Genomic DNA, 22,926 nt, shown 5'->3' on the forward strand with positions numbered 1-22,926 from the left:
ACATTCAAATTTTACAAGATAATCTACAAAATCAGTGTCCCACTATTCATAAATCGGCTTCACTCTCCAATACATGCGACTAAATCCTAACTCGAAGGGAATGACCTCACTCTCACTAAACTTGGTTGATCCCTTAACATCACGACTACCGCTAAACTTTCCATCAAGAGAATCGAGTATCTTGCTATAAGATTGCGTTTTTAGCAGGGATACTTATGTGGCAGAACGTGCTCATTACGGCAAAAGCTAAGTAGCTAAGTAGCTAACTAGCAATGCAACTTCAAAGCCAACACCTTTAAGCATCGTCGTGTTTTCTACATTCCTCGTTTTGGGCGAGAAGTGAGAAGTGAATACGAAGATGAGTGAAGCAGAAGTTTACGTTTTTAGCGCCTACGCAATTTAGAGAAAAAATAGTGACTATCGTCTGACTATATCAACCCATACGCTTTGAGAATGACAATGCCCACAGTACATGTCACCGCAGAAAGCACCGTGGTAAAAGCGATGATATTCGCTGCCAGTACGGCATTCCCACCCATAGAGCGCACCATGACATAACTTGCCGCTGCGACGGGAGAGGCATTCATAAAGAACAATATTCCTAACTCTATCCCTCTAAAACCAACTAAATAAGCCCCAAAAGTGATGAGTAGAGGCGCAACAATGAGCTTGTAGCTACCTGCAAACCACGAAGGCCCCTTCTCTTTTTTCATCAAGCTAAAATTAAGCGATGCCCCCGTGCATAACAGCGCTAAGGGAAGCGTCATTTTCGCTAAGTAGTTTCCTGCATCAACCACCACGTCGGGTACAGGTATGGAAAGCACATAAAACGCCATACCGGAAAGGATTGAGATGATCAGTGGGTTTTTGGTCAGGGTGCGAAGCATCAGTTTTGCAGTTTGTGCGCCAGATGCTGCCTTTTTGGGTGAAAGACAGATCACCGCTTGCACGTTGTAGATAAACGTCGTCACCGCCACATACAACGCTGCTAATGCGACCCCTTGCGAGCCATACGCGTTCGCTACAAAAGCGATGCCAATGATACCCGTATTGGCACGGTAACTTCCTTGAATAATGACGCCTTGATTGGGTGAGTCTTTGAACAGCAATTTGACCGAGATATAAGCAAAGACAAAAAATAGGATGCTGGCGATGATGCCGTAATTTACAAATCCACTTGCGGCAGAAAAGTCATGTTTGGAGACGACAATACTTAAAAAAAGCATGGTCGGAAGGGTCACTTGAAAAACGAGTTTTGAGCCAACTTCAATGAAGTTGTCGTTAATAAGGCCGATGCGTTTGAATACAACCCCAAGTATCAGCATCAAGCAGATAGGGCCGGTGATAGATAACGAGAATTGCAATTGGTGTAGAACGTCTCCCATGGGTATATCCGTCACAAAAGAAAAGCGAGCCTTCTTTTATCATACAATGAAATCACACATTATTGGGAGACGGTTCAACAGTATCATTTCTTCGCTTACGAGCAGCCGCTTTGTGGTTTTGTAACATTACCGTTTAGTGACTTCATGAATCAGCACTTTGAATGTAGCAATGAGCTTTAACTCTCCGCACCATACGCACAGTAGGATGCTTACCGAACCATACTTAACCAACCATTCTTATCCAGCCATATTTACCCAACTATATTTACCCAACGATACTGACCGGACTATACCGAACTGCACCAAAACCTCCATTGAGACAGCCGCTAGCCATAGCAAAAACGATCAGAACTTTTCATACAAACATTGAGTGCTGGCCTTTAAGAACTGACATATTAGGCTCAGGGCTACGCTTTGACGCGCCAAGGTGGGTTGATTCTGTTTTCTCCCGCCCAGTAAAGCTTAATTTCATTACCTGATGGGTCGGTTAGCATTGCCTCTCTCCACAAGTATTCTTTATCCGTCGGCTCTTGAACAAACTGAATCCCTTTGGATTTCAAACTCTCTACCCAGGCATCCAACTGCTCATGCTCAAAATAAATAACGCTATTACTTTGGGAGTCCGGGTCACCCAAATAGAGTGAAAATGTAGAATCACCTTCAGGACATTCAAAACGGCAATAGTGCTCATCCTCAACAATTTGATTAAACCCAAGGGTTTTATAGAAGGTTACCGCTTCCTCCATATTTTTCACTGTCAATGTCACTTGATTCAAATTCATAAGCGTTCCTTTCTAACTATTATCTTATCACTTAGTCACTACTTGTAAGCCTTAAACCAAGATACAACCATCATCTAAAGCATTGGATACATTAGCAAAAATTCATTTACTCAGATAGAAATGCAACGTGAGGTGGGACGTAGTTTTAGCGAAAAAACATATCACTTCGTGATTGTTCAACGAAAACATGTACCCAAAATGAAGGATTCAACGAGGTTTACAGATATTATGGCAAAGACGTCCCTTTTTGATGTGGTGATCTCCTTCAAAAAGGGATAACAGCGAGAATGGCGTCAGTAAACTCGCTCGAAGTGAAGCCTTCAGAAATCGAGCATCGTCAGGTTGATTGGGTATACATTCGTCGTGAGTTGAAGAAGAATACTCTTGTTGTGTAACGCAGTATGCGTTGTTAAAAAAGATCTTGGACGTCTTCAAGCTTCACTTCATACCCTCGATTTTCCAATTCTTCGTTAAGCCGCTTAATGTCGCCTAGTGTTTTGAGGTATTTATCCTTAGATTCAGTGATCAACCAATAGTTTTCTTCTGAGCCAGAGTTCACCATTTCATTTCTCAAGTTGCTGAGAACATCCAACACCTTCAAATTAACAGCGGCAAGCGCAGCAAAGTCAGCGCTATTTACTTTATGAAGGAATCGTTTGAAGAACGTAAGCAAGTCTTCGGATTCATGAATGAGGTTCTCAGTCAGCGATGCGCCAACGCTTCGCGCTGTGCCCTTTAGGGAATGGTAATCTGTAAAAAAATGGTTCAGCAACTCCTCTGGATCTGCTTCATTTTTGTCGCTTCCCAATGATTCAATGCCCAAAATAACGAGCTCAAGCTCAATTTCTTTCTCTTCAGAAAAAAGGTCAATGTAGTCGGATGGGTCGCTAGTCTGAACATGTAAGAAGTCAGGCTCGAAATGCACAAGTGGAGCGCTTTCATCGGCCTCGCTTTCATTGAGGTCTAACAGTGTATTCTCAGAGAACAAGGCAAAGTCATTGTTGTTTTCCGCGCGATACGCATGATATTGCTTGAGAATCGGTAGCAACACATGTGGCTCAACTAAGCTTTTTTCAACGAGTAAACGCCCCAACGTCGACCTGCGTTTGGATACCTCTTCATTGATCACATCGAAAAACTCATTACGCCAAATATCAAGTCGTATACAGGCTGAACGTAGGTCTAAATGCTCATCGTTTTGCAGTGTGACAATGGATAGAAATTGCTCCGGCGTTATCATCTGCTTTTCGTAGATGATATCCAAACTGTTGGGTGTCTGACGAATTTGTTCAACCATCACATCAGCCAAATCTTTTGCTGAAATGATGTCGAAATCTAACAAAAAGCTGCCTAAGAGTTTCATTCCATTCACCTGTTACCGATGACACTAATCTTAATTATAAGAAACAATAAGTAACCTTGGCTCGATCAGTGATAGCTCCGAGCAAATTGAATCACTTTTTTTAAATTGAGCACCAATGCCAAGTCCCCGTTCCCAAGCACCGCAGCGCCTGAGAAGACATCGCTACCATTCATTGATCGATCTAGCGGTTTAATCACAATGTCTAGAAATGCTCGAACATGATCGACAGGCAACCCCCACTGTTGACCTCGGTGTGTAAATAGGACAACGCTATTACGCATACCTTGATTATATGTTCGTCTGAACACATTTTTTTCTGCCAACTCATTCAAATATTCATGAGGCTCAACCAGCGGGATCACTTTGTTATTTTGATACAAAAGAGCGTGGCCACTATCAAACCTGACTGTCGAGTTTTCCTCATCGTTACTGATACCAACAATACTTGCTATATCAGAAGACGGGATGGCATAAGTGACATTTCCAATATCAAACAAGGCCACCTTTAACGTTGCCATTGTTAAGGGGAAGATTAGCGCAATTTCAGTACCGACACCTTTCTCAGAGTGAATATCAATGGTGCCCTTAATGTCTTCTACTTTTCGTTTAACCGCATCCATTCCTACCCCTCTTCCCGAGAGAGCATTAACATTGTCAGACGTTGATAAGCCTGGGTGGAAAATCAATTCCAGCACTTCTTTGTCTGTCAATTGATGCTGATTCTCCATAGTGACTAACCCATTAGAGATGGCTTTACTCAGCACCTTCTCCTTGTCAATACCGTTGCCATCATCGCAAATATTAATCACAACTTTTCCGGCCTCGTTATAGGCATGAATAAGGAGCCTACCAATCATTGATTTTCCAGAAACTGCGCGAGCCTCTTGGGTTTCAAAGCCATGATCTAAGGCATTTCGAACAAGATGTGTAAGTGGCTCATTGATCGCATCAATCACGTTGCTGTCGAGTTCGATGTTTTCTCCAATAATCTCTACATCCACTTTTTTACCCAGTTCTTTGGAGAGGTCTCGTACAATACGGCGATATTTACTCAGTAGGTTTCCAATGGGGCGCATTTGCGTTTTCAGTAGGTCATTAAGCATCCCATCGGAGACTGTCTTCAACTTATTAGATAACTCTGTGAGTGCCAGGCTCTCTTGTTTCTCGGCAAAATCAGCAAGCGTATTCCTGATTTGCACAAGCTCCTCGGAATAGCTCATCAGATGTTCAAGAAGATGGGATTTGACTCTTGTTGTTGCTTCGAATTTGGATTGTGCTTCCCCGTCTTTCGGCTTTTTACTTCTCGCTATTGACGGTAGGTATCTATCATCGCGAGGTGTATCACTCCCTGCGTCGGAATGGCAAAGAGAACTTAGGTAATCGAGTTCATTCGAGACATCATCGTCAAACACAGGCCCATCTTCAATGAGTGTGACATCAACGCCCAATGCATCTAATGCAAAGATAGCGACCGAATTAAGTTCGCTAACCATTCCGTCGTTACACGGTATCTCGCCCTCTTTGTCTTCATCAAACTCGCTATCGCTTGATGAGTGTGCGGCTGTTTCTGTTCGCGCCGTTTCAATCAAGGAGTCTAATAGCGCAAGTAGGTCTTCACTTGCCTCATTGGAATCAACATTTAAGAACTCCAGTAGAGTGACCGTTTGTTGAATGAGAAAATGGAGAGTGCTAAATCTCGGATCATCCTCAACCACTAATTCAAGCTTGTTATTTAGGCCAGAGAAACCTTGCTTAATATCACTGATAGCAATCGGTAAAGACAACGTATTAGCAACATCTGAGAAGTCGTTTGTTATTTCGCTCAAAAGGGTGTGCAAGTCAGCCTGTGACATCAACGCAACTCCCTATTAAACATGTTCTTTCCATCACGGGACAATTCGGAAACGTACTGAGTTTTATAGGCGTCAAGGATTGCCTGTGCCATCCCTTGAATAGGGACGGTTCGACATACTGCACCTAACTCTTTTGCAACTCGTCCCATGCCATATACAACACTGCTTTCCTCATCTTGAACTAAGGTAAATGCGCCTATTCCCTTTAACCTTTTAAGACTTTTTGCACCATCGCTTCCCATCCCTGTCAATAGCGCAGCGACAATCCTACAGCCTTTGAGTTTGAGCGCTGAGTCGAACAGGTAATCCACAGAGGGCCTAAAACAATTAATCGGTGGCTCCTGTGTTGTGCGGACAACCACATTGCCATCACTCAGTTGTACTAGCTTGATGTGATTGTTACCCGGGGCAAAATAGACGTGAGATGAGGAAAGGACTTCCCCATCAATGGCCTCTTTGACGGTTAGCTCACTTTTTGTATTCAACCGCTGAACTAATGCTGATGAGTAACCTTCAGGGATGTGTTGCGCAATACAAATGGGTGGCATTCGGCTTGGAAATTGGGTTAATAACACCTCTAATGCATCCACCCCACCCGTTGAGGAGCCAATAAGCACTACACCAGCAGGTTCTGTCTCATCTTTCTCTAATGAGTGTTCCTTTGATAACGTCGTCGCGAGGGTTTGCAAAGGAACCGATGGAGAATTCAAGCGCACTGCTGAAGCTAATACCCTGTCGAGATTTTGTAGTGTCGAGACCAAGATTCGATTTCCGACTAATTTGGCCAATGTGCGATATAGAGTACCGATCAATGGTGTTGCCCTATCTGCAACTACCACAGTAGATAAAAGAGATATTTCTGATATTTTATCTAGCCGATTGGAAGTCAAGGAAGCCGACGCAGAGACTGATGATAGATACGCCGAATCAATGATCAGCACTTGTGGTGCTTGATGATCGAAGCATTGGCTTACACTTTCTAAATCTTTCAAGACATGTACATGAATACTAGGATCGTTACCTATCGTCTTCTCTACCGACGCTTTAAACGTATCGCTTGCGGATATCGCGTATACCCACTTAAGGTTTTGCGCTAACGTTGACCCTGCGATATCAGTTTGATTGGCTGCTTCATCAACAAAGCGAAAGTCAACCTGCCCGGTCTTTGGATTAAATCGAATTTGTCTGCCAGAACTGCCCCCGACAGATACCCCAACTATGGGCAATCCATAGTGCGCAAGCGTTTCAAGTGCCACGAGGACATTTCGCTCCCCAATTTGCTGAGATTGCATAAACTCACCATCATTCACCTGCCCGCCGCCTAGCACCCACGCCATTAAGTTCTCAGGATTTGACGATGTATGTTTGAATTTCTTCAGTAAGTTAGGGATCGCACACGTTCCGTAGTCATTAACCTGCTCTCCCATTGCGATAGCGTTTGGCGCAATAGGTAAACGATAATGACACATACCACCACTCTGATTCTCTTGATCCCAGATGCATACAACGACACATGTTCCAACAACGGCGTTAAACCAGGTAGGTTTCTGATAAGCAAATTGAAATTCCCCAGAACGAACTTGAATATCATTCATCAGCTGTTCTCCCCAACACGGGTTTCCTGTAAACAGAGACATCAACCAGTTCTAAACCTACATCCATATGCTGCAATGATTCTGTTAATCCAACAAAGAACAGCCCGCCCGGTTCCAATTGACTGACTAAGGCTCGTACTACTTTTTCCCCAGTGCTGCGAGGAAAATAGAACAGTACATTGCGCAGAAATATATAGTGAAACTGTATGCCAAATTTTTCGGGGTAATGAATAAGATTGTGTTGTCTAAATTTAATGTTTCTTTTCAACCTGTCAGCGACCATGAACATGCTGTCATCATGGGGGACCCGTTGAGTGAACTGATGTTGAAACAGTTTGGGTATATCTTCACGGTCTTCATTGGGGTATTCTCCCAACGCACACATATCAAGGCGCTGAGTATCGACATCGGTGGCAAGAATACGATAGTCGAAATTAGCCTGTTCATGTTTAATAGCTTCGCACTGCATGGCCAATGAAAAAGCCTCTTCTCCACTTGAACATGCCGCTGACCAAATGAATGTTTTTTCTGGGCGAGGGTGGTTGATAATATTATCTCGAAGAAAGTGGAAGTGGCGCTTTTCACGAAAGAAAGAGGTTTTATTTGTTGTAACTTGATTGGTAAAAGCGATCAACTCAACACCACTTGCGTCTTGCTGCAGCACCCGCATATATTCGCCAAATGAACTCAGTTTAAGTGCATTCAAGCGTTTATACAGACGCATCTCAAGCATGCTGCGTTTTTCATTTTCCAGCTTTATACCTGCATGCTGAAAAATCAAATTAGAAAAATATGTGAACTCCTGCTGAGTCATACTTTCTGAATTGCCAATACACGACGTTTCAATAGCGTAAGATACGTTGTGACTATAATTTTCGGAATGCATAAAGCGCGCTCCTAAAACGTCAATCTAGAGCCGATTCCACGCAGCTTGATTATCATTATCTTCCATTTCGCTTGACGCCTCAGGAGACGGGCGAACAGCATTATCGATTTGACGTCGAATCCCCGACAACGATTGCTCTTCATATTTATCCCGCAACTCTGCACTAACCATTGGCTCAGATACATCCGAGATAGCGGTATCATGCCCACGAAGGAAACTATTCAGGTTTAACACCATTCGGTTTAAGTCTTCTGCCTGTTTGGTAAGCTCTGAACTTGAGCTAGATGCTTGATCTGCGATGGAAGCAGCATGCTGGGTGGCTTTGTTTATGGATTCAACCGCATTGCTAATTTCTTGAATCCCTCGAGCCTGCTCATTGGAAGCATCAAAAATTTTCGAAGCGCCTTCAAGCACCAAGTTTGATTGCTTGCGCGTTTCCGCAACAATGACCAACCCTTTATCAACACGGCATGTATTCTCCTTTGCGATCGATTCAGCCTCACAAATACTTTGTTTTACAATGGCGGAGATATCCGTGGCAGCCTTACCACTCATTTGAGCAAGGTTGCCGACTTCTTGTGCAACCACCGCAAACCCGCGTCCATGCTCACCTGCACGTTCAGCTTCGACAGACGCATTAAAAGAAAGTAATTTCGTTTGGAAAACGATTTCATCGATAATGGCTGTTTTAGACCCAATCTCACCGATGATTTTTACCAGTTCCGCAATTTTATGATTGGACTCAGAGATCATTTGCATCGCATCATCCAGGCTGGTCATCTTGTTGCCGACCTCTTTGGAAAGGTCTTTTGATTCTTCGGCGTATTGAACATTAATGCGAACCATACCCGAGATCTCTTCGGTACTTGCTGACGTTTCTTCTATGGAGCTCGCTTGACGATTTGATATTTGAGACAAATTCTGCGAAGCATTATCAATGTTGTTAGCGACTGTCGTTAAGCGCCCTGCACTGCTCGACATATTTTTCACGACACTGCTGAATGCCATGCTTAAATCTGATAGCTCTTTCGAGCTAAAGGAGTGTAATCCTTTGAAAATCAACTGAAAAGGACGCATAATCGAGCGGCTAAGCAGCAAAGCGATACAGATAGATATCAACACAGCGACAATCACACACCCTATCAGCCAGTTATTAGTAGAAACTACCGCCTCTCGAAGCTCAACCTGACGGTCATGCAATAATGCCTCTTCACGCTCTACAAAGTCGCCAATATGATCCCTGAATTTGTCGAAGAATATCTTACCTCTTGCTTCTGCGACCAAATCAGATATGTCTTCCATTGTCTTCGAGTCGCCAATTTGACGACGCTGTTCAATGTTTCGTTCTGATACCTGCACTCTCCACTCGGAAATGACAGACGCTACGTCAGCTAACCTCTGAACCTGTGAAGGATTGTCGCTGACTTTCGTTTTAAGATCACTTATCAAGGAGTCGATGCGGTTTCGACCTTCGTTATAAGGCGCTAAATATGCATCCTTACCCGTCAATAAATAACCGCGCATGCCTGTTTCCATGTTTAACGCAGTGGTTTCTATCTGATCAACTTGTTGAAGCACCTGATAAGTATGTTGCACCCACGCTAATGCCTCACGGCTTTGTTCAACATCGACCGAGTTTTCAAGTTTCGCCTCTCTCTGAGCAAGCAATGCTCTCTCTTCCGTCTCGAACGAAGTTATCAACATTCGGAAGCGATCAAAGTACCTTTTCCCTTTGTCTTTTTTTATTTCATCAGACAAATCATTCATGGTTTGAGCTGAGCCAATCTCACCTCGAAGTGCAATGGCATTCTCTGTCACAGAATGTTGCCATTCATTGATGGTTGCCTCAGCTTGCCCTAATAATGCAACTTGAGGAGTGTTATCACTCACTGTTTCCTTAAGCTCATTGATTAGTTGAGTAAATCGTAATTTTCCTTCGTTATATGGAGCGAGAAATACTTCGTCACCTGATAACAAATACCCACGCATTCCTGTTTCCATATCTACCGCAGCATTTACAACATTTAGCGATTGATTAATAACGCGGTGCGTATGATCAACCCATTCATCGGTATCTCGAATCTGTTTAATGCTATTCAAACTGAGCACAGATAACATGACCAAAAATATAAGGCTTACAGCATTCCCTAGGATTATTTTTGCACGAAGAGAGAGATTATCGAACATAGCTTATCCCTCATTATCATTTTGAGATGAAATCGCGCTGTGATGACCAATCATTTCCAGTTCCTCTGAGTCCAGCACTTTATGTATATCGAGCAGTAGAACCAAATTATCTTTTGCTTTCGCGACACCTGTAATGTAGTCACGTCTAACGCTATGTGAAATTTCCAAATCTCTTTCTATTTGTTCTTCGTCAAAACCAACCACCTCATTCACATCATCAACAATACTGCCGATAGTTAGATCGTTAACATCGCTAATAACGATGGAGGTTTTCTTGGGTTCATACTCTTTTTCTAATAAACCTAATTTTAACCTAAGATCTATCACTGAAATGATACGTCCTCGAAGATTAATAAGACCTTTATAAAATGGAGGCACATGAGGAATAGGCGTGACTTTCACTAAGCCAATCACCTCTTTTACTGAGGATAAAGGAATGCCATACTGTTCATCCTCAAGCGAAAAAACAAGATTCTTTTGGGCGGTACGCTTTACAACATTGTTATCGGATGCCGTACTTCCTGCATATTTTGATAAGCATGATGCTTGCTGATCTAATACATTACTCATTGTTTGCACCTCAAATCAGGAGTTCCTTTCCCCCTACTCAATGTTATCGAGCGTTTTGACACATAAGTGCCTAATACCGCTTTTCTTGCAACTGACTAGACAAGTCCAATATTGACAAAACCCTTAGATGTCGCCATTTCTTCAAATAGACTGGCAATCTTTCTTCTGGAAATAGGCTTTCTCATATACCCAGAAGCACCGTAGTATTCAGCCACTTTAATCGGATCAAGTCGCAATTTTTCGCAACCTGTCAAAATCGAGTTTATTTTCCCTTCCACCACTTCGTTATCAATCACTCGATGAGCAATTTTATCGAGCAGGCCCATTTTCTCTTCGATGTCCGCCTCGATTTTCCGTTTTTCTGCCTGGCTGATAGAAATAATACTTTCACTCGAAATGACAAAAATCTTTTTCACTTTTACATTAGCTTTGAGGTAGACCAACGCGGACAGACCATCCATGGTTGGCATTCTCAAATCTGTAAGAACAAGATCTACATCTGGGTATCTCTCGACCAAGGCAATAAGTTCCTGTCCATCTTTCGCTTGACCAAGAATCTCAAACGGTCCGAACTGATCTTCGACGGCCTCTAAGGATTTAACGATGCTTTCACGCATATCCGCCATGTCATCTGCAAAAATAATTTTCATTTTTACCCTTTTATTTCAACGTACCCAAATGGCGTATCAATTATGAAACACATTTTTCAATATAGCTTGGAAAAGCCTGATTTGCTGATGAATGTCTCACTAGTGTAAAAACCAAAGTAGAAGAGGATAATCAGAGGCATTTTTCAACGCTTATAAATGGCTCCACATAGATAGTAGATTGCAGATAGGAAACACAGAGTTAATCGCACGATGAAGGACATACAAATTCACACATCAAACGGAGTCATTCTCCTTTTACTTGTCCGTGAAATAGCTAATAGCCTCATTAAAACCGTCTAACAATGCCATTTTTACCATACTCTATATTGTTATTTTCTCATTTTGACACAACAACCAATCATTACTTTTTTTGATTGTCATTCTGACCGTTTATCAAATAACAGAAAACGCACAGTTATTTTAAATCACTATATTTCAACGTTTTAAGATTGGCATATTCCTTGTATGAGTATCCTCAGACTCAAACCAAGGAGATGTCTATGTCTCGCCTATTAACAGCTACGTTACTTGCAACGGTATCGCCCTTAGCGTTGTCGACACCGTTTGATACATGTCCAAGCAAAGCCTACTTGTTTCAGTCAAAGCCCGTGCAGGTACACAGCGTTAATCTAGTAACTGGGTTGACGGCGCTAATCACTAACGATGTAGGTTTGTCGAACGAGGGTATCAACGCTGTCGGTTTTGATAACGGCACAGGGGACGGCGAAGGCTTCGAACACAAATACATTTATGGCTTTGAGAAAAGCCGCAAGAAAGTGGTTCGTCTAGACAAAGACTTTAATGCAGATGTGATTGAGGTGACGGGCCTTCCGAACTTCAGCTTCTACGTGGGTGATGTATACGACCGTTACTACTACCTTTATGGCCCAGGCACCGGTTTCTATAAAATCGATTTAACACCGTTAGACACCGATCCAGATGCCACATTACAGGCAGAAACCATTTCCACAAATGCCCCATTAGGTATTACTGATTTTGCATTTCATCCAGGCAACAACAAACTTTATGCAGTGAAAAACACCAACGGCAAGTTGTACGAAATAGATACCGACACAGGTGCTTCAACCGTAATTGGCAATACGGGAAAAACAGGCACATTTGGTGCCGGTTACTTCGATGTAAACGGTTACTTCTACATATCCCGCAATAGTAACGGAGACATATTCCGTATCAACCTTTCTGATACCGACAATATCAATAGCCAAAATGTCGAAGCGGAACCCTTTGCAGACGGCCCGAATTCAAACCAAAACGACGGCGCGCGTTGTGAAGATGCTCCCGTCATCGATGAAGATTCCACTATTGATTTCGGTGACGCGCCGGACAGCTACAAAACCCTTCTTGATTCCAACGGCCCTCGCCACCAAACCGGAACAGGGCATTACCTGGGCTTAGTCGCTCCAGACAGTGAAGGCGATGGCTTAATCTCCCCGCTGGATGACAACAAAGCAGGGGTTGAAGATGAAGATGGTGTGGGTTTTGTTACTGCACTCGAAGCGGGAACCACCGCAATCATCTCAGTTCAAGCCTCGGCTACTGGATATCTCTCCGCTTGGCTAGATTGGAACCAAGATGGCGATTTTGAAGATGCAGGCGAGAAAATTATCAATGATTCTGTCCTAAGTTCGGGTACCAATACCCTTTCTGTCGCTGTTCCAGCCGATGCCGCAGTGGGTTCAACTTACAGCCGCTTCCGATTCTCAGAGCAAGCCGGTTTGGATTACTTCGGCGGTGCAACTAGCGGTGAGGTAGAAGATCACCCCGTGACCGTAATGAAGACAGGTACAACATTGGTGCATTACCCAAGTGAGCGTGGCTACGCCACCTTAGCCTTTGAAGATAATTGGCCAAAAGAAGGTGACTATGACATGAATGATGTCGTTCTCCGCTTCCGTATAACAGAAACGCTAGACGAAGATAATCAAGCAACACGCATCCTCATCACAGGCTACCTCGCGGCATATGGCGCGGGTTATCACAACGGCTTCGCGATGCGACTTCCTGGCCTCAATTACGTGGATATAAACAATGCTCAGACCACGATGAAGTACAACGGCGTCGTACAAGAGAGTAATGGGTTGGAATCTGATGCCACTGAAGCCATCTTCATTATCTCGGACGATTTAAAACAAAAAGTCCCCGCCGAGTGTAATTACTATCGAACTGCCCAATATTGTCAGGAAGCGATATCGTTTGAATTTGAAATCGACATTTACACTAATGAAGGCGTTAACACCTACGGCCTGATGGACATGCCCTATGACCCATTCATATTCGCCACACCAGGGCCTTATGTGCGTGATGGATTGTGGTATAACCCAGGTCGCGGCCTAGAAATCCACTTGGCTGACCAAGCACCCACTGAGAAATTCGATACATACTGGTACGGATGGTGGTCTGACACGGGTAACCCTGCGGAAAGCCGCTACTTCAAAACATCGGGCAATCTACCGTGGGCGTTGTTAATCAATGACACATGGAAATGGCCTCAAGAGCACGTTGATTTGATATCGGCCTACCCTGAGTTTGCTGGCTACGCTGAAACATCGGGCCTTAACAACACCAGCTGGTATTTGGATGAAAAAGCCACAACAGGCACCGTTTTCGAGCCGGAGGAATAATCATGAATATCTATCCGATTGCAATAGCTTCACTCGCCATACTCTTAACGGCATGTGGTGGTGGCGGTGACGGTGGTTCGTCATCAACAAGCGGGACGACAGTGAATACAGACTCCGCAAGTGTTGGCAGTAGCAGCGACTCATCGTCAGGAGGTTCGAGCTCAACCCCCTCTGCCTCTGATAGCGCGCCATCAGCTTCTATCCTAACGGGTGCTAATCCACAAGTGGTAGACATTCCACCCACAGTCTCCAGTGATGCAACACAGATGTCAGAAATGGTGGTGGAAGACAACTTCAGTTACGACCCTGTTATAGCTCAGAGTTTAGAGGTTGATATCACTGCCTATTCGACAAGCCAAGCCTATGTGTCGATTTACGGTGGCTTTGTAGAGAACCCTGATGGCTCCTACTCACCTGACTATAACAGTCGAATTACCGCAAAAACGCTAGAGGGTGGATTCGGTGATGTAGACTACTTGCTTGCCGACTCGCAATACTACATGTTGGCAGAAGTATTCTTCTACGACGGCACAACACCGATTCAAATGCGGATAACTAACGAACAAACCGATTGGGTCTGGTAGTTATTTACTGCGTTGAATACAAAGAAAGGGCGGTATAATACCGCCCTTTCTTTTCTAAGAATTTAGTCTAACCATACGTTATATTAGGATTTTTTCACCGCCGCTGTGGTTTCTCGCACCACCAATTTGGCTTCCAACTCCAATTTATCGGTAACCGATTCATGATTTAACTTGGCCAACAAAAAATCGGCCGCTTTTTCGCCCATCGTCCTAGAAGGTACCTGCATTGTGGTAAGCGAAGGGTGAATATGCGACGCCATAGCCACATCATCAAATCCCACAACGGAAACCTCTTCGGGCACCTTCACCCCAATAGACTGACATTCCAGTAATGCCCCCATCGCAATAATGTCATTGCCGCACACAATCGCAGTTGGTCTTGGGGTGGTCGCCAGCAGTTTTCGTAACGCTTGGCGACTTTCTGCTAAATCATAGCGACATTCAATCACGCGCTCATCGCCTAATTCAATACCGCTATTTTGCAAAGTATTCAGACATCCCGCCAAACGATCTTTCGTTCTGTCGTTCAGGCGTGTAATACCGGGTATTGCCGCGAATTCAGTATGTCCAAGCTCGAGCAAGAATTCAGTCAAGCGCGCCGATGCGCGATAGTTATCAAACCCAATACATGGATGATCTAACGAAGGTTTGTATGACCAGGTATATAAATATGGCAGTTGCTTTTTATCTATGATGTCGAACAGCTGAGGATGATGTTCTGCCCCTACCAGCATGAGTCCATCAACGCCTCGAGTAATCAACCTTTCAGCTTGCGCTAATTCTTCATCGACAGAGTAATCAGAACTCGCGATGAACAAGGTATACCCCTTTTCTTGCAAGCGCCGTTGAAATGCTTGAATGCCTTCCGCAAAAATCGCGTTATCTAACGTAGGCACAATCACGCCTATCGTTTTCGAGTGCTGAGAGGCCAACGCTTGAGCGGCGCCATGCGGAATGTAACCGAGTGACTCAATGGCAGAGCGGATAAGCATGCCACGTTTTTCACTCACCGAACTCGGCTTTGCCAAATACCGCGATACGGTTGCCGTAGAAACCCCTGCGGCAATAGCGACATCTTCCGCTGTGGGCGCATCTACAGAGCGTTTTTGTAAGCGCTTACGCGAAGAAGGAATATCTTTCGTCATAACTCGTTAGTTCTTTGACTCGTTATTGAGATTGCAAAACCACAATCTAACTGATTATAGCGTTGCTTAAATTTTTCGCTGCCAAAAACTTGACAGCCTTCCAACTCGCGCACTATTCTCAACAATGTAAGCGCTTACATTTAACATTTACATTACAAGTGTTCGCGAGTGCTATAACTAAAATACGACGGTAAATCGTCTTCTGACCCTTGTGAGGCTAACCATGAGCTCTGTCTTAAACATCAAGAAACGCTACATCCTTCCATTGGTGCTTTTCTCGCTGTACATGCTCAACGTGATTGCCACCAAGGTTCAACTTGCTTCAGGGACTAACGACATTATTCGTGTTAATGACGTGTTTGAGTTCATTTTACTCATTCTTGCTTCATTAACTTTCGTTGTCGCAATGCTACTTGCTGAAAAAGATGCAAGCCAGCATTCGGCAGAATAAGAGCACCCAACGTTCGCCGAAGTATTCGACGTTGATTGGGTAAATAAAACGCAGGAAGGAAGTACATTTATGTCTGTTCACCATAAGGATGACTCCCCACAGAATGCAGAGCGTCGCCGTTTTCTAGAAATCGCTAAAAAAGCAGGTTTCACGGCCGCTGTTGTCGCAGGCGCTTCAGGAGCCTTGTTGACTTCAACAAATGCGCACGCTGCAGCAAATGAAGAGAGAGAACGACAGAAAAGAGCGAAATACACCATGACCATCGCTACGGCGTACATCATCGGTGCCTCCCGCAGTTACCCAATCATGCAGCTGGATTTTAAGGAAAATATCCAGAACATGACGCGAGGTCAGGTTTACGTGAAGCTCGCACCAGGTGGTCAACTCGGTGCTGGCGGAGCATTAGCTCAGAAAGTACAAGCTGGCACGATTCAGGCAGCGCAACACTCACTTTCTAACTTTGCTCCTTTTGCGCCAGCCGTTGATCTTATCAACATCCCTTACTGGTGTGGTGAAAACCAAAAATTCATCAATCTCGTGACATCAAACGCTTGGAAAGAAGAAATTCACCCTCGCGTTGAAGCTAAAGGCTTTAAACCGCTTTGGTATGTGGTTATTGACCCACGTGTTGTCGCGATTCGACGAGGTTTGGAAGGCCCAATTAAAACACCTGACCAGCTTGAAGGCGTGAAATTCCGTGTGCCAGGGTCGAAAATTCTTCAGCAAATGTACCGCCTACTGGGTGCAAACCCAACGCCAGTGGCATGGGGTGAAACACCGTCAGCTATTAAACAGGGCGTTGCAGATGCATTGGACCCATCGGTAGAAGCATTGAATGTGTTTGGCTTTAAAGACGTACTTTCGTCAGTCACGTTCAACCGCGCCGTGCCAGACTCACAAGTGTTCTCTTGTAATCTCGAGTGGTTCAACAGCCTACCGAAGGACATTCAGGAAGGCATTGAGTTTGCGAGTGAAGTGACCTCTATTCAGAACCTTGCGAAAGTCCCTGCGGCACGCGCGTATGCGATGGCTGAACTTGGCGATGCAGGTGTTGAATTCTACGCGCCAAATGCGGATGAAATGCGCCAATGGATCGACAAAGCGGGTCACCAGCGTCCAGAGTGGGATGACTTTAAACTGCAACTGGCAGGTTCGAAAGCCACCTTCAATAAACTGCTAGATGCCGCGAACGGCAACAGCCGTTTCTATGTCCACGATGTGTAACGTCTGAGTCACCAAGCCTCTTGGGACTCTTCCAAGAGGCTACTCTCTCGATTTCCACAACGCACGTTGGACATGGCCTATGAAATCTCTACTTAAAAACATTGATGAGAATGGCGAACGCTGGTTGCTCCTTTTCTTCTACACCACGATCGTTATTACCATTGCAATGGAAGTGCTGCGCCGTTTTGTATTCAGCTACTCCTCCATTTGGGGAGAAGAAGTCGCCCGTTACGCGTTTATTTATCTCGCTTGGATCGGTGCCTCAGCGGCTGTTAAAGAGCGTGCACATATCCGCATTGACGTGTTGCTCCACTATTTACCGCAACGTGGTAAAGCCGTCATGTATCTTTTTGGCGATTTGATGACACTTATCGTCGCTGTATTTGCACTCTACTGGTCAATTCACCCGATTGAAGTATCGTTAAAATTCGGCTCAGTCACCCACGGTTTAGGCATCAGCCAAGCGTGGTTCATGGCGGCAGTACCGCTGGGGTTCTCCTTGATGTTGTTCCGACTGGCTCAATCGATCCGTCGCGATACACATAGCCTGATACACGGCACGCCCGTGTTCGAAGGCAACAAGTTGTTTGATTAGGAGAGTGTCATGCTGAATTACTATCAAACAGACGTGGTTGTCGACCTCGGCTGGGAATTTTATGGCCCTGTGATTGGTATGCTAGTGCTGATTGGTCTGGCTGTCCCAGTATGGGTATCACTCGGTCTGGGTTCCATCGCACTGCTCTTTATTACTGACGTTTTACCGTTATCCTTGTTTGGTGAATCTCTTTTTGATGGCATTGATGCTTTCGCACTGATTGCCGTTCCACTTTTCATCCTGACAGGTGATGTGCTGGTTCGTACTGGCCTATCAAACAAGTTACTCGACGTTGCAGAAGCCAGTGTGGGCGGTGCACGAGCGGGCTTTGGTAGCGCAACGGTTCTCGGATGTGGCTTCTTTGCCTGTATCTCAGGATCTGATGCCGCGGGGGCTGCTGCAGTCGGTCGTATGACCATCGACCGGTTGGTGAAGCAAGGTTACCCGAAACCTTATGCGTGTGCGTTAGTCGCCGCGGGGGCATGTACAGGCATCCTGATCCCGCCATCCATTGCGTACATCATTATTGGCTTAGTGCTGGGTATATCCGCATCGACACTGTTCCTTGCAGCCGCAGTACCCGGGTTAATGGTTATGGGCGCCATCATGCTAACCAACGTCGTGATGAATCGCATTCATGGCTATGAGAACGCAGGACAAGGCTTCTCGTTCAAGCGCTGGATATCGGTGGTTATTGATGCTCGCTATGCGCTCATGGTGCCGTTCGTTATCTTAGGTGGTATTTACTCAGGCATCTTCACCCCAACAGAAGCAGCTGCTATCGCTGTTGTTACCACTATCATCATTGGTCTGTTCCAAGGCACATTGAAGGTAAGTGATTTTCCGAAGATGTTAGAAAGCTCGGCAAAAGTGAATGGCGTTATCTTGCCTATCATCGCGCTAAGCCTTCCATTGGCACAAACACTGGCTGCACTAGACGTACCGCAGGCATTTGTTCAAAGCATGACGTCAATTACGGACAGTCACGTTGCCCTCACGCTCATCATGATCGGCATCTTGATTCTGGCTGGCTGTTTTATGGAAACGACGCCGAACATTCTGATTCTGTCCCCTATCCTGCTGCCGCTGGCACGTGAGATAGGTATGGAAGATGTTCAGTTCTGTATCATGATGGTGACATCGCTGGGAGTAGGTTTCATTACACCACCACTTGGCTTAAACCTCTTTGTGGTATCCGGATTGACAGGGACTTCTGTTTTGAAGATCGCAGCACGATCCGGCCCCTATGTAATATCCATGCTGACCGTCGTATTAATGTTGGCATTTATTCCTGAACTATCACTCTGGGCGCTGGATTAACTCAACGCTACGGAACGGCTCTTAACACTGGTTTAACTCTACAACCCAATGCCTCTCCGGCTTTCCTCAAAAAAGCCGGACAGGAGAGTTGCACCCAAAATTTAACGGAGAAATTATCAACATGGCTGTTAAGTATCTGAAAAAAGCTGAAAAAACCGCAGCAACAGGTGAAGACGACGTTCGTGACATTGTCTCAAACATGCTGAAGGAAATCGAAGCAGGCGGCGAAGAAACCTGCATTGCCTATACAAAAAAATTCGATAACTGGCACGGCGACATCGTTGTATCTCAAACGGAGATAGATGCAGCGGAAGACAAAGTGCCAGAGCAGCTAAAAAAAGATATTCAGTTTGCCTACGAGCGAGTTCGTGACTTTGCACAAGCACAGCTTGCGAGCATGAATGAATTTGAAACGGAGCTTTCCCCCGGTTTATTCGCTGGCCAACGATTGATCCCAATGCAAGCTGCGGGCTGTTACGTACCAGGTGGGCGTTACTCGCACATCGCATCCGCCATCATGTCTGTCACTACCGCGAAAGTCGCGGGTGTTGACCATGTCATCGCATGTTCACCTCCGGGTCGTGAAGGCGGCATGCACCCAGCGATTTTGTACACATTAAAACTCGCTGGTGCCGACACCATTTTGAACCTAGGCGGCGTGCAAGGCATTGCAGCCATGGCATTCGGTCAGTTCACGGGTCACCCAGCAGACATCCTCGTTGGCCCAGGTAACCAATTCGTTGCCGAAGCAAAACGTCAGCTCTATGGCCGTGTCGGTATCGACATGTTTGCAGGCCCTTCTGAAGTGATGGTGATCGCAGACAAAGATGCCGATCCAGAACTGGTTGCAGTTGACCTTCTCGGTCAAGCAGAACACGGCCCTAACACCCCAGCATGGTTGCTAACAGATTCAGAAGAATTAGCGGAAACCGTGATGAAACGTCTGCCTGAACTGATTGCTGACCTACCAGAACTAAACAGTAAATCAGCAGAAGCAGCATGGCGTGATTATGGCGAAGTGATCATCTATGAAACACGTGAAGAGGCGGTAAAAGTCAGCGATGAATATGCGTCTGAGCACCTCGAAGTGCACGCTGCAGACCTCGACTGGTGGCTTCAGAACCTGCGCAACTACGGTTCACTCTTCCTTGGTGAAGAAACCAATGTGGCGTTCGGCGATAAAACGTCAGGCCCTAACCACATTCTACCAACCAAAGGCGCCGCCAAGTACACCGGCGGCCTCAGTGTCGGCAAGTTCATCAAAGTCGTGACGTATCAACGTTCGTCGATTGAAGCTAGCAAAGATGTTGCACAAGTGACCGCTCGCATTTCACGCCTTGAAGGCATGGAAGCGCATGCTAAAACCGGTGATGCACGTTTAGCAAAATACTTCCCAGACGAGCAGTTCAACCTGAAACCAGAATAAATCGCCACCCATTGATACAACGTTATAAATGGATACAACGTCATAAACATAAGGAAGATGAAATGACAGGCAGTACGTTAAACCACTTATTTGACCTAACCGGACATGTCGCTTTAGTGACAGGCGCAGGCTCGGGCATCGGACAACGCATGGCGTTTGCCCTCTCCCAAGCTGGCGCTAAGGTTCTTCTGGCTGGCCGCCACGTAGAAACCTTGTCACAGACCGCTGCGCTTATCGCGGGGTCAGGTGGTGATTCCGCGGTGGTTGTCGTGGATTTAACGAAACGCGATACCTTGCCTGAGTTCATTGCCAAAGCCTCTTCACATTTCGGCGCACCTGACATCTTAGTCAATGCGGCGGGGGTGAATTTACGTCAACCAGCGGATGACATTTCCATCGAGAGTTGGGACAAAACTCTTCATCTCAATCTCTCGGTGCCTTTTTTTCTCGGTAAAGCCTGCTTGCCAGGCATGCTCGAAAAAGGGCGCGGAAAAATCATCAACATTGGTTCACTGCAATCGTATCGCGCCTTTGCCAACTCGATCGCCTATGGCGCGTCGAAAGGCGGCGTGGCCCAACTCACTCGCGCCATGGCAGAAGCATGGTCGAGCCAAAGTGTCACTACTAACGCGATTGCACCAGGCTTCTTCCAAACGCCGCTAACCCAACGCGTTTTTGCGGATGACGCTCTCGCGCAACATCACGCAGGCATGACAGCAATCGGTAGAAATGGCGAATTAGAAGATTTTGATGGCCTGACGGTGTTCTTGGCGTCACGCGCCTCGGATTACATCACAGGCCAGATGATCTCACTTGATGGTGGCTACACAGCGAAATAGCTGCATGTCGAAACCTAGCGTTCGACTTAACGCGAAAACATGAAAGCAAACGCAACGACCAAAAGGAAAGCACGATGAAAGCACTGGTGTATACCGGAGAAAAATCACTGACCTATATCGAAGACGCAGAGATGCCAACGCTTCGAGATGACGAAGTCTTGGTGCAAATCAACGCAGTCGGCATTTGTGGTTCAGATCTTCATGCTTACCTCGGTCATGACTCACGCCGCCCTGCCCCACTGATTTTGGGGCACGAAGGCGCAGGTATTGTTCGCGGCGCAGACAACACAGGCAATAGCGATCTCGATGGTAAGCCTGTGGTGATCAACCCGCTAGTCAGCTGCGGTAAATGCAGTTACTGCCGCACGGGTTTTGAAAACCAATGTGCAAGCCGCGAAATCATATCCATGCCACCACGACAAGGCGCATTTGCCGAATACGTTGCCATTCCAAAGCGTAATTTGGTGCCTGTGCCTGAAGGTATGTCAATGGCAACCGCTTCGCTCGCCGAGCCCATTGCAACGGGCTGGCATGCAGTGACCAAAGGCGCGAATTTAGTGAATCGTCCTTTGGTAGAAAGCAAAGCATTAGTGTATGGCGGCGGTGCAGTGGGGCTTGCAGCTGCGCTTTCTTTGTACGCACAAGGTTGTCGTCAGATATTCCTTGCTGAAACCAATGAGCTGCGCCGAGAAACAGTAAAAACCACCAGCGTTTGTACCGTATTCGACCCACTTTCCAACCCGCTCGTTGCCAGTAACAGCATCGATTTAGTGGTGGATTGCGTGGGCAACAAACATACCCGTATGGGTTCATCCGATGCCGTTAAACCTGGTGGAGTGATTGTCCATGTGGGTTTGCAAGACAGCATTGAAGGGCTTGATGTACGCAAATTCACGCTACAAGAAGTGACCTTCACAGGAAGCTACACCTACACCATGCAAGATTTCCACGCGACAGTGGAAGCCATGCATAACGGCGCGTTAGGCGCGCTGGACTGGATTCAAGAACGCCCGCTCAGTGAAGGTGCGGACGCTTTTGACGACTTACTTAACGGACGTATAGCCGCTGCCAAAGTCGTGCTGCGGCCCGAAAAGTAACCCAAGAAAAGAAAGATCGTTTTATTCAAAAGGAGATGAAAATGCAAAAACCAGATTTTCTCGTCCACGATTCGACCGACTCTGTTGGCGTGATTGTGGTTGAGGGCTTAGAAGCTGGCCAGACGCTTGTTGGATGGGTGATGGACACGGATGCAACCATCGAAGTACTTGCACTAGATGCAATCCCTCTGGGGCACAAAGTCGCGCTAAACGACATTAAGGATGGCGACACTATCCTGAAGTACGACAACGACATCGGTAAAGCAATCGCAGACATTGCCAAAGGCGGCCATGTTCACGTTCAAAACGTTAAAACGAAGAGGTGGTAAGCC

Annotated in this window: 20 protein-coding genes; 10 read left to right on the forward strand and 10 right to left on the reverse strand. The window is 45.7% G+C overall.

Features of this window, described 5'->3' with window-relative positions; genetic code table 11:
- Nucleotides 1–428: 428 nt before the first annotated feature.
- The 9 genes from LRP50_RS09035 to LRP50_RS09075 all read right to left on the reverse strand — a co-directional run bounded on the left by LRP50_RS09035 (nt 429) and on the right by LRP50_RS09075 (nt 11,271).
- On the reverse strand, nt 429–1,385 hold the full coding sequence (locus tag LRP50_RS09035) for an AEC family transporter (RefSeq protein WP_274164131.1): 957 nt from the start codon (nt 1,383–1,385) through the stop codon (nt 429–431).
- A gap of 407 nt (nt 1,386–1,792) precedes the next feature.
- Nucleotides 1,793–2,167, reverse strand: coding sequence for a VOC family protein (locus tag LRP50_RS09040; protein ID WP_274164132.1), 375 nt, complete (start codon nt 2,165–2,167; stop codon nt 1,793–1,795).
- Between the two features lie 409 nt (nt 2,168–2,576).
- Nucleotides 2,577–3,530: an Hpt domain-containing protein gene (locus LRP50_RS09045; RefSeq protein WP_274164133.1), complete on the reverse strand. Its 954-nt coding sequence runs from the start codon at nt 3,528–3,530 to the stop codon at nt 2,577–2,579.
- Nucleotides 3,531–3,595: 65 nt separating this feature from the next.
- Nucleotides 3,596–5,383 (reverse strand): chemotaxis protein CheA, encoded by a 1,788-nt coding sequence (locus tag LRP50_RS09050; protein WP_274164134.1) that lies wholly within the window; start codon nt 5,381–5,383, stop codon nt 3,596–3,598.
- Nucleotides 5,383–6,978 carry a chemotaxis protein CheB gene (locus tag LRP50_RS09055; protein ID WP_274164135.1) on the reverse strand — a complete coding sequence of 532 codons (1,596 nt, stop codon included), beginning with the start codon at nt 6,976–6,978 and terminating at the stop codon, nt 5,383–5,385. The genes LRP50_RS09050 and LRP50_RS09055 overlap by 1 nt, the downstream gene beginning before the upstream one ends.
- Nucleotides 6,971–7,864: a CheR family methyltransferase gene (locus LRP50_RS09060; protein ID WP_274164136.1), complete on the reverse strand. Its 894-nt coding sequence runs from the start codon at nt 7,862–7,864 to the stop codon at nt 6,971–6,973. Before LRP50_RS09060 ends, LRP50_RS09055 begins: the two co-directional genes overlap by 8 nt.
- A 24-nt stretch (nt 7,865–7,888) precedes the next feature.
- On the reverse strand, nt 7,889–10,051 hold the full coding sequence (locus tag LRP50_RS09065) for a CHASE3 domain-containing protein (RefSeq protein WP_274164137.1): 2,163 nt from the start codon (nt 10,049–10,051) through the stop codon (nt 7,889–7,891).
- 3 nt (nt 10,052–10,054) lie between these two features.
- Nucleotides 10,055–10,621: a chemotaxis protein CheW gene (locus LRP50_RS09070; protein WP_274164138.1), complete on the reverse strand. Its 567-nt coding sequence runs from the start codon at nt 10,619–10,621 to the stop codon at nt 10,055–10,057.
- Nucleotides 10,622–10,716: 95 nt separating this feature from the next.
- Nucleotides 10,717–11,271 (reverse strand): response regulator transcription factor, encoded by a 555-nt coding sequence (locus tag LRP50_RS09075; protein ID WP_274164139.1) that lies wholly within the window; start codon nt 11,269–11,271, stop codon nt 10,717–10,719.
- A 500-nt stretch (nt 11,272–11,771) separates the two neighbouring features.
- Here LRP50_RS09075 and LRP50_RS09080 point away from each other — a divergent pair, with 500 nt between their 5' ends.
- Both LRP50_RS09080 and LRP50_RS09085 read left to right on the forward strand, forming a co-directional pair.
- The gene (locus tag LRP50_RS09080; RefSeq protein WP_274164140.1) at nt 11,772–13,913 is read left to right on the forward strand and encodes an LruC domain-containing protein; all 2,142 of its coding nucleotides are present in this window, start codon (nt 11,772–11,774) and stop codon (nt 13,911–13,913) included.
- 2 nt (nt 13,914–13,915) lie between these two features.
- Nucleotides 13,916–14,497 (forward strand): hypothetical protein, encoded by a 582-nt coding sequence (locus LRP50_RS09085; protein WP_274164141.1) that lies wholly within the window; start codon nt 13,916–13,918, stop codon nt 14,495–14,497.
- An 83-nt stretch (nt 14,498–14,580) separates the two neighbouring features.
- On the opposite strand, the gene LRP50_RS09090 is transcribed toward LRP50_RS09085, so the two are convergent.
- Complete coding sequence (locus tag LRP50_RS09090) at nt 14,581–15,642, reverse strand: LacI family DNA-binding transcriptional regulator (protein WP_274164142.1); 1,062 nt, start codon at nt 15,640–15,642, stop codon at nt 14,581–14,583.
- Nucleotides 15,643–15,865: 223 nt separating this feature from the next.
- On the opposite strand from LRP50_RS09090, the gene LRP50_RS09095 reads away from it, so the two are divergent.
- The 8 genes from LRP50_RS09095 to LRP50_RS09130 all read left to right on the forward strand — a co-directional run bounded on the left by LRP50_RS09095 (nt 15,866) and on the right by LRP50_RS09130 (nt 22,923).
- On the forward strand, nt 15,866–16,093 hold the full coding sequence (locus LRP50_RS09095) for a hypothetical protein (protein WP_274164143.1): 228 nt from the start codon (nt 15,866–15,868) through the stop codon (nt 16,091–16,093).
- A gap of 69 nt (nt 16,094–16,162) precedes the next feature.
- Nucleotides 16,163–17,317 (forward strand): TRAP transporter substrate-binding protein, encoded by a 1,155-nt coding sequence (locus LRP50_RS09100; protein ID WP_274164144.1) that lies wholly within the window; start codon nt 16,163–16,165, stop codon nt 17,315–17,317.
- Nucleotides 17,318–17,396: 79 nt separating this feature from the next.
- Entirely contained in the window at nt 17,397–17,912 is a 516-nt protein-coding gene (locus tag LRP50_RS09105; protein ID WP_028022316.1) for a TRAP transporter small permease, read from the forward strand.
- 9 nt (nt 17,913–17,921) lie between these two features.
- Nucleotides 17,922–19,232 carry a TRAP transporter large permease gene (locus LRP50_RS09110; protein ID WP_274164145.1) on the forward strand — a complete coding sequence of 437 codons (1,311 nt, stop codon included), beginning with the start codon at nt 17,922–17,924 and terminating at the stop codon, nt 19,230–19,232.
- A 121-nt stretch (nt 19,233–19,353) separates the two neighbouring features.
- Entirely contained in the window at nt 19,354–20,658 is a 1,305-nt protein-coding gene (gene hisD, locus LRP50_RS09115; protein WP_274164146.1) for a histidinol dehydrogenase, read from the forward strand.
- Nucleotides 20,659–20,720: 62 nt separating this feature from the next.
- Nucleotides 20,721–21,497: an SDR family NAD(P)-dependent oxidoreductase gene (locus tag LRP50_RS09120; RefSeq protein ID WP_274164147.1), complete on the forward strand. Its 777-nt coding sequence runs from the start codon at nt 20,721–20,723 to the stop codon at nt 21,495–21,497.
- Between the two features lie 74 nt (nt 21,498–21,571).
- Entirely contained in the window at nt 21,572–22,594 is a 1,023-nt protein-coding gene (locus LRP50_RS09125; RefSeq protein ID WP_274164148.1) for an alcohol dehydrogenase catalytic domain-containing protein, read from the forward strand.
- Between the two features lie 41 nt (nt 22,595–22,635).
- Entirely contained in the window at nt 22,636–22,923 is a 288-nt protein-coding gene (locus LRP50_RS09130; RefSeq protein ID WP_017007649.1) for a UxaA family hydrolase, read from the forward strand.
- Nucleotides 22,924–22,926 lie beyond the last annotated feature (3 nt).

The sequence above is a fragment of the Enterovibrio gelatinilyticus genome (assembly GCF_028683095.1).
GTDB classification, from domain to species: Bacteria; Pseudomonadota; Gammaproteobacteria; order Enterobacterales; family Vibrionaceae; genus Enterovibrio; species Enterovibrio gelatinilyticus.